We start from the raw sequence: 9,064 nt of genomic DNA, 5'->3' as shown, positions 1-9,064 counted from the left end.
CGGATCCAAAGGCCACCCCTTGTGGCTCCCCGCTTCGCCCGCGCCCCGCAGGGGCGCGGGCGAAGCGGGGGAGCACTGGAGAGAACGAACCTGTTCCCGGTGGTAGCTCACTGTAGCCGAGCAACCACCGGCTATCCGAACTGCAGCCCTCCGGGATGCTCAATCCAAATGCCTGATTCCCAAACGAAAACGGGAAGTTGATTTTTTACAGTCCCTTAGCGAACGACTGACTACTGACTACTGACTATAAACTGATATAAAACTCAGATTTTGGAACATTGGCACACAACTTGTTCTCCTTCTTTCAAAAATACCTGACATTTGGATTTACTCTTCCAGGAGTACCTCAAGGAGAACGATATGCGACGACTGTGGATGGACCTGCACTTTGCCGGACGGATGTTTGCCAGATACCCTGGCTTCTACGCGATTGCGCTTATCACGTTAGCGTTTGGCATTGGTGCCAACACGACAATTTTTAGTGTAGTTAATGCCCTTTTGATTAAGCCGCTACCATTCTACGAACCGGAGCGACTGGTTCAGGTTTCTCAGGCGAGCCCATCCCCCAAACAGCCCGAAGGCATGGTGTACTGGTCCTTCCCGCATTTCACAGCCTTGCGTGAGGCAAGTCCCTGTTTTGAAAATGTAGCCGCCTTTGTTGAGCAGCCGTTTAATTTGACTGGCGCCGACGGCGCAGAACGAGTCCGGGTGGAGCTTGTTTCCCAAAGCTATTTTCCTGTTCTCGGCGTCCAGGCGGCTGTCGGAAGAACATTTCTTCCAGAAGAAGACCAGACTCCAGGGTCACATCCAGTCGCCATGATCAGTCATGCCTTATGGCAACGGCGCTTTGGTGGCGTCCCAGAGGCAATTCATAAAACCCTCGAACTGGAACAAAAGGCGTTCACAATTGTCGGGATTCTTCCGGCTGGGTTTAAAGGACAATATGGAACTGTTGATGTCTGGATTCCGACCCAGATGGCACCGGTCCTGAGATATCCAAAGATTTTGGCAAATCCGAATAATTCCTGGCTTCAAGTCATCGCCCGTCTTAAGCCGGGACTTTCCCTGTCACAGGCACAGTCGGCACTGGTCTCAACCAAAAATCATTTGGATCAGGTGTTTCCAGCTTCAGAACCTGATTCTACGGCAACGATGGGAATCATCCCGCTGCACCAGACCAAAGTGGATCCCCAGCTCAAGTTGTCATTACTCATCCTGATGGCGGCGGTTGGGTGCGTGTTACTGATTGTGTGCGCCAATACGGCGAATCTGTTTCTCGTTCGAGTGGTCGAACGGCAAAAAGAAATTGCCCTGCGGCTGATGCTTGGGGCGAGTCGGCTGCAACTTGTCCGGCAATTTCTGACTGAAAGCATCATTTTATCCTTGATCGGTGGCAGTCTGGCGCTGGTGGTGGCAACCTGGGGAATTGACCTTTTGCTGGCGTTTAAACCCACCGATGAAGAACAATTCTGGACCGTTTATGCCCGTATTTTTGATCTTTTTTCAATTCGACTGGAACCAACGGTTCTTTTGTTTAACTTTGCCATCTCGGCAGTCACAGGTGGGTTGGTCGGGTTGGTCGCTGCCTTTCGGATTTCCATCACCAACCCGCTTCAATCACTCAAATCCAGTGATTATTCGTTTCGCTTTCAGTTGACTCATTTTGCAAGTGTCAGTCGGGTCAACCTGCGAACCATGCTGGTGATTGGTGAGATTGCAATTTCCGTGGTGCTGCTGGTTGGAACAGGGTTGATGATTCGGAGTTTACTGCAGCTTCAGGCCGTCAAACTTGGGTTTTCGCCAAACCAGGTGCTTATTGTTCAGTTACCCTCACGGAACGCAGGACTTGAGTTTTATGAGCCGGTGGTGACAAAAGTTTCTTCGTTACCCGGCGTTGAAGCGGTCGGCCTGGGAAGTTCAGCCCCCTTGATGGGATATTCAAGTTTGACTCAAATGACCCTTGAGGGACAATCGGACTCCGGACAAGGGGCGATCATTGGGTTTCACAGTGTTTCGCCGGGTTATTTTCAATCGCTACAAATTCCAGTCGTCACTGGACGAGCGTTCACAACCCAGGATCGGATTGGTGCGCCACGGGTTGCCATCATCAATCGAACCGCAGCCGAACGCTATTTCCCCGGCACCGATCCGCTGCATAAACGGATCCACCCCATGATTGAGGCTGAGTACCCAGGCGCCGGAGAAATGGTTGAAATTGTGGGTGTTGTCGAAGATGTCAGGTACGGACGCCTTGAAGAGAAAATTGGGCCAGACGTGTATCTCTCAGCCTGGCAACCCACTGACCCGGCTCAAACACTGGTGATCAAAGCCTCTGGAGATCCTCGACTTCTGGCGACGGCTATCAGAAATGAGATCAAACAACTCAATCCCAATGTTCCGCTGGCCAATTTCCAGACCCTTGAGGAGCGAACCGCTGAAGTCACCTCCCGAACCAGATTTATCGCACTGGTGCTGGGGGTTTTTGCAGCAGTGGCGGCATTTTTGGCGGCGCTGGGTGTGTATGGCGTGCTGACCTTTTCGATTTCCGCCCGAACCCGCGAAATTGGCACCTACCTGGCCCTTGGAGCACAACCTCGGGATATTCTGCAAATGGTGGCAACCGAAGGAGCGGTTTTGATTGGGTTAGGATTGGTTCTGGGGGTGTTTGGGGCCTTGGGATCGCTTCATATTTTGCAGAGCCAGCTTTTCGAGATTTCAACAACGGATCCGGTAACCGTGATGGGGGTAACCGGTTTGCTGGCAATCACCGGGCTTTTGGCCTGTTTGATTCCAGCCTATCGCGCCACCCAAATTGATCCAATGATGGCGTTGCGGCACGAATGATTGCAGTTTGTAGTCAGTAGTCAGTAGTCAGTAATGCCGGTTAAGGGTCGAAGTGGTTGTTGGTCCTCATCCCGAAGGGATGGAGCCAGGTTAGCCGGTGGTCAGCGTCGCTTTGGACGCGCCACCACCGGATGCGGGTCAGCGGGTGAGGAAGCAACGTTTTCCCAGGGTTTGCACCCTGGGCTACATGCCTGCCGCCCAGTTCCTGGGCTCAAAACTCGGTTTTTTATTAAGACTTCGCTGTAGTACTACAAACTGGTATTAAATTATAGCCTTTCAGAAAAAGATTCCCGTTCCGAAGTAACGCCTTCAGGAGTGAGGTTTCCCGAGTGAGACCAACGATGAAACCCTTTCGTCTAAAGACGATACTTTGAACCTTTTTCTGGAGAGCTATAGAAGCCAATCAAGTAAATCAATCAAATAAACTTGGCGAACGACTGACTACTGACTGATATTATTATGTTTTTCCATATTAACTTATAAATCTAAAAACGCGAAAAACCAAATACTTGATTGCGTTTTTCTTGAGAAAGAACCAGGTTCGAAGTGAATTTTTTCGGGCAGACCAGGAAAAACCGGACTCAGTGCTTGAATAAAACAACACTGGATTGCTACTTTTCTCGGTTGCAATCAGTGACGCACTCATCTCCTTATCAGTTCTCTTCAACTTTGGGTCTTATTAGAACATGGACAAACTCGAAAAATTACAGAAGACAATGTTTCGCCGGGTCGGTGAAGCCATCAAAGATTTTCATATGATCCAGGATGGCGACAAAATCATGGTTTGTTTGAGCGGTGGCAAAGACAGCTTCACCATGCTGGATATGCTGCTCCACTTTCAGAAAAAGGCGCCGATCCACTTTGACCTGCTCGCCGTCAACCTGGATCAGAAACAGCCCGGATTTCCGGAACACGTATTGCCTGAATACCTGACCCAACTGGGCGTTCCGTTTGTCATTGTTGAACAGGATACCTACTCCATCGTCAAGCGCCTCATTCCTGAAGGAAAGACAACTTGTTCGTTGTGTTCACGCCTGCGGAGGGGAATCCTCTACAACACCGCGATTGAACATGGCTGTACCAAAATTGCCCTCGGCCATCACTCCGACGACATTATGGAGACGTTTTTCCTGAATCTGTTTTATGTCGGAACACTCAAGGCCATGCCTCCGATTCTGCGAAGCGACGATGGACGCAACACGATTATCCGGCCAATGGCTTATTGTCTGGAGAAGAAAATCGCCGAATACGCCCGCGAACGGGATTTCCCAATCATTCCCTGTGACTTGTGCGGCTCGCAGGAAAACCTGAAACGCAAGAAGGTCAAAAACATCCTCAAACAACTGGAAAATGAAATTCCACGGGTCAAAAACTCAATTTTGGCCGGATTTGGTCGCATCCAGCCGTCGCACATGCTGGATAAGACCCTCTATGACTTTAAGAATTTTGAATTTCTGACCGGCGATGTTGAAGCCGAACTCGATGACGCGCTTGGGTTTAATCACAACGAACACGAGATGCTCCACATCGACCCAGATCGGTTGAGCATTTCCCTGCCAGTTCTGTAAAACCGCTCTTTGCTCCCCTGTTCAGGAAACCAAAAACCCAGGTACCGAGTCGGTACCTGGGTTTTATTGTTTAGCCTCCGTTGCGGAAAGGTCGGGTTTCGCCTGGATGGGCGCCGGAAAGTAGCCGGTGGTTTGCCGCTTTGGGCATACCACCGGATCCGTCCCCATCCGGGCGCAAACTATTCGCGGCTCGCCTTCCGGTGGGTGCGCCTCAAAGCAGACTGCCCACCGGCTACTTTCCATCGCCCTGCTGGGCGGGGGTTGTCAAGTTCAAGTGACCTTTCCGCAACGGAGTGAAGATATTGTATTTCCTTCAGCCCTTAGCCCGATACCCTCAGCCCACATTGGTATCAGATGTTGAAGCTGGAAGCACAATGTGAAAACAGCTTCCCTGCCCCTTGCCGGCTGATTCGGCCCAGATGCGACCGCCGTGGGCCTCGACATAATTTTTGGCAATCGCCAGTCCAAGGCCAGTTCCTCGGGTGGCAAATTCATACTTGCCGGAGCGGTGGGTCGAAGGATCAACTCCCGTGTAAAATTTTTCAAAAATGTTGGTCAATTCAGCCGGGTCAATCCCAATCCCGGAGTCCTGGATTTCCAGGTGAATTTCACCGCTTCCATTCGTGGAGACTTTGATTTGAATCACGCCTTCGTCGGGCGTGAACTTGATGGCATTCTGCATGATGTTGAGCAACACCAGTTCAATTTTTTCCTGGTCGGCATTGATGGGCAATGAGGTGGGTGTCTCACACTGAATCACCTGTTTTCGTCTGTGGACAAAGGCCCCCAACTCATTCAAAACCTGATTGATGGTTTCAATCAAGTCAAAGGTGACCGGTTTGATCGAAGTGTAGCCTTCGTTGATTTTGAGCATTTCCAAAATGTCATTAAAACTCGAAACCAGGCGGTCAACCATTCGCTGGCAAGTGATCAGTGTTCGCTGCTGGACACTGGCCAAGGGGCCCATAGTTCCCTCAATTAATGCCTCAGTGTATCCTTTGAGCACCGTGAGCGGGGTTCGCATTTCGTGCGACGTCACAATAATGAAGTTGGTCTTCATCTGGTTGAGTTCCTGGAGGGCCCGGCTGACTTCCTGTTCCTGATGAAGCAACTTCCCGAGTTCGCCATACAATCCGGCGTTTTCAAGGGCAATCGCCGCCTGATGGGCCAGGGATTCGATCAACTGACAATCAGATTTTGTAAAGACCCGGCCTGGTTTTCGTCGGACATCCAGCACGCCAACCACCTGCCCCAGTCGGTTGATGATCGGAACATCAAGCAAACCCTGAACCTCATATTTTTCAAGAACTTCCATCTGGGTCAGATCAGGCATGTCATTGATATTGTTCACCACGACCGGGCGGGCAGTGGCGGCGACTTTCCCGGCGACACCTTCACCGATTTTGAAGGTGACGGGACTGTCCTCCCACCGCCCTTTGTTCCACAGACGCTTGAAAACCACTTCTTCGCCAACCAGCAAGCCAATTCCACCGGGTTCAGCATTGATCAGCCGGGCGCTTTCTTCGGTAATGGTTTGGAGTACGATGGTTAAATCAAGCTGTGAATTGATGACTCGAATGCTTTCCAGCAACTGCCGGATTGAAGCAAAGCGCTGTTCCTGACGTCGGCGAATCGTTCTGAGACGGAGTTCATATCCGCTATACACCAGCCCCGCCGCCATACCAAGCAGCAACATTCCAAACCACCAGGTTTCCCAGGGTGCTGGCCGGATTGAAAACTTGATTTCCAGCGGGCCTGAAACATTTCCCCGATAATCACGGGCCCAAATTTGGAAGACATATGGCCCCGATGACAAATTGGTGTATTCCTTTTTGGTGTCACGGGTCCAGGTGGTTGGTTCTGGGTCAAATCCTTGTAACTGGGTCCGGTATCGGGTATCGGATTCACGGAAATAGCTGAGCAAGGCATATTCAAACACCAGGTTGGTTTCCCAATAGTCCAGGGTGGTGGTGGCAACCGGGGCATCATTAAAGACGCGGGTTTGTTTGCCATTGAGGAAGGTTCGCTCCAGATGCAACGGCTTGGACTGGGTGTCCTGGAGTTCCTGGGCCGGATCTAAAATGGCAACCCCAGCCACGGTTCCAATCCAGATTCGCCCCCGCTCATCCACCAGCGACGCGCCACCGTTACATTCGTTGCTGGGCAGCCCATCTTCCGTCCCAAAGGAATACAACTCAAATTCAGCCGGCTGGGCCGGGGTTGGAACACGCGGCGTCAGCCGGGCGACACCTTTATTCGTAGAAAGGTAAATACGTTTTTGGCTATCTACGCAAATCTGGTAAATCGTATTGTTTGGCAGGGCTGGAGCGGAAGTATCCGACAAAACCGAAATCTTTTGCTCCGGGCGAGTCAGATTCAATCGGGCCAATCCGCCACCATCAGTCCCAACCCATAACACCCGATCTCCATCCTGAGTCCGGGTTTCAAGCAGACTGCGCACCACATTGTTTGGAATCGCACCCGAGGCCACATCCAATACCTGCCAGTTGGCGGGAGAGTTCAAGGGGTTATGCTGGATATCGGGAATCCGAATCAATCCGCTGCCATTGGTGCCAACCCACAACGTACTCGTTCCATCTGGCTCGCGGGTTTCATAGAGCGACATGATAAACCCGCTGGGGAATCCGGTCTGGGGTTTGTATTGTTGCCACTGGTTGCGTTCATAGCGAACCAGACCTTCCCCAAACGTTCCGATCCACAAGGTCTCTGACTGATCAGCGTTCCGGATCAGGTGGAGGTCAACCACCAGCGAGGTCGGCATCCCTGAATTGGTGGCATTGAACGCCGTCCACTGGCCTTGTTCATATTTGGCCAATCCTCGGTTGGTCCCAACCCACAAAATTAGGGTGCCATTGGGTCCAGCGGTTTCTACCAGACTCATGGCCAGATCACCCGGCATTCCATCTGAAGTATGGAAAACCGTCAGCTTATTTTGGTGAAGCCGGGCCAATCCATTGCGGGTGCCGATCCAATACACCGGTGTCCCGTCTGAATCTTTTGATTCAAGAATACTGCGAACCCGGTCATTGGGTAATCCGCTTCGGGTATCAAGTGAGGTCCATTGCACCTGATCCAAACGAGCCAAACCGGCGCCGCTCATCCCGATCCAGAGCGACCGCACCCCTTGAAATGCCGGGGATTCGATTAAGCTGAAAACCAGGTTGTCCGGCAGACCCAGCCGGGTATCAACGACCTTCCACTGGCCTTGCTCCAGACGAGCAATGCCTCCGCCAAAGGTCGCCACCCATAATTGTCGAGTTCCCGTTGACGAGGTAACTTCCAGAATATCCCAGATTTCATCGTTTGGAAGCCCGGACCGGGTATCAAAAATGGTCCATGTCCCCTGGGTGTACCGGGCCAAACCAGCATTGGTACCCACCCACAACGTGCTGGTTCCATCCTCATCAAGACTCTCATAGAGCTTGAACACGGCGTTACTTGGCAATCCTGAAGCTGTGTTCAACACAGTCCATTTCCCTCGGTTGAGGCAGGCCAACCCGCCGCCGTTGGTGCCCACCCACAACAGCTTTGAGCCGTCGGCGCCGACGGTTTCAAGCAAACTCATGACAAAGTTGCTGGGCAATCCCGAAGTTGTGTCAAAGGTTGTCCAGGTGCCGTTTTCAAGTCGCGAAAGGCCGCCGCCGTTTGTCCCTACCCACAGAACCCGGTTTCCATTTGATCCAACCGTCTCCAGCAGACTAAGGACCTGATAATTTCTCAGAGCCTGAGTTGAAATGTCATACACGGTCCATTTGTCCCGCTGGAAGTTCAACACCCCGCCCCCGTTGGTTCCAAACCAGAGGCTTCCGTCAGAGGCAGCAATCATTGATCGGACGTGGTTTGACAGGGTGCGATTTGGCATGTTGACCACTGTCCAGTGGTTGCCGTTATAGTAAGCGGCCCCGTCCTGGGTACCCACCCAGAGATAGCCTTCCCGATCAAAAACCATGGTTTGAACCGTGTTTTGGGGGAGTCCGTCCTTATCCGTGAAGAGATGGAAAGTTGGCTTGGCACCCAACAGGTTTTGAGGTAAGGAAGGCGTCGCCCCAAACAGAGTACCGGTATGAGATTCAGTTCGAGTCAGATTCTTTTCAACCAGGCGGTTGGGATGTGGGTGCTGTCCCAGGAGCGAGCGCGCGCTCCCTGGACCGATTACCAATCCTATCAACACCAGACACAGACCAGCCATTTTGTACAAAGCTGGGTGAGCAGTCAGCGGTCGTACCAGGAATCTCACGGCAAAGGATTCGCCTGACATGGGTTTCATTTTATCAAAGGGTAATTACAACGATGACTTCGGATTCCACCGGGCCTTTGAACCTCCCCCGCCTACCGCTGCGCAGTTGAGGCGGGGGATTCTTCCTGTTCCGGACAACCGCTTCCGTTCCTGCTCGGAGCAGGCGGCTCTAAGTTGCCTTTTCCAGGTGTCGCGCGAGACGCTCTGCCGGTCGGTGGCGGACCGGTTTGGGAACCCAGTTCCCGCTGTCGCGTCTGTGACAAGTCCACCAGTTCTGAACCAACCGCGCAGGGTCCTGAAATTGCTTTCAAGCCGGACGCCAAGGTTCGATGGCGATGGATACCGGATCGTGCTTCGTCAAGATTCACGACCCATTTTCCGTCGGTCCAGGAGG

General features: G+C 52.1%; 3 protein-coding genes. 2 read left to right on the top strand and 1 reads right to left on the bottom strand.

The annotated features are described in order from the left end of the window. The first annotated feature begins 360 nt into the window (after positions 1-360). Together HY774_02180 and ttcA are read left to right on the top strand one after the other, a co-directional pair. On the top strand, positions 361-2,844 hold the full coding sequence (locus HY774_02180; GenBank protein ID MBI4747266.1) for an ABC transporter permease: 2,484 nt from the start codon (positions 361-363) through the stop codon (positions 2,842-2,844). Between the two features lie 686 nt (positions 2,845-3,530). Then, positions 3,531-4,412 carry a tRNA 2-thiocytidine(32) synthetase TtcA gene (gene ttcA / locus HY774_02175; GenBank protein MBI4747265.1) on the top strand — a complete coding sequence of 294 codons (882 nt, stop codon included), beginning with the start codon at positions 3,531-3,533 and terminating at the stop codon, positions 4,410-4,412. 334 nt (positions 4,413-4,746) lie between these two features. Here ttcA and HY774_02170 read toward each other — a convergent pair whose 3' ends face one another. Then, positions 4,747-8,691: a GAF domain-containing protein gene (locus HY774_02170; protein MBI4747264.1), complete on the bottom strand. Its 3,945-nt coding sequence runs from the start codon at positions 8,689-8,691 to the stop codon at positions 4,747-4,749. Positions 8,692-9,064 lie beyond the last annotated feature (373 nt).

It is taken from the genome of Acidobacteriota bacterium (genome assembly GCA_016208495.1).
Classification (GTDB): domain Bacteria; phylum Acidobacteriota; class Blastocatellia; order Chloracidobacteriales; family Chloracidobacteriaceae; genus JACQXX01.
Note: the sequence above shows the minus strand (reverse complement) of the source record. Positions and strands in the feature narration are given on the sequence as shown.

What these genes read in the sequence shown, in the direction of transcription:
- HY774_02180 (MBI4747266.1), top strand. Translation starts at nt 361, where the DNA reads ATGCGACGACTGTGGATGGACCTGCACTTTGCCGGACGGATGTTTGCC.
- HY774_02170 (MBI4747264.1), bottom strand. Translation starts at nt 8,691, where the DNA reads ATGTCAGGCGAATCCTTTGCCGTGAGATTCCTGGTACGACCGCTGACT.
- ttcA (MBI4747265.1), top strand. Translation starts at nt 3,531, where the DNA reads ATGGACAAACTCGAAAAATTACAGAAGACAATGTTTCGCCGGGTCGGT.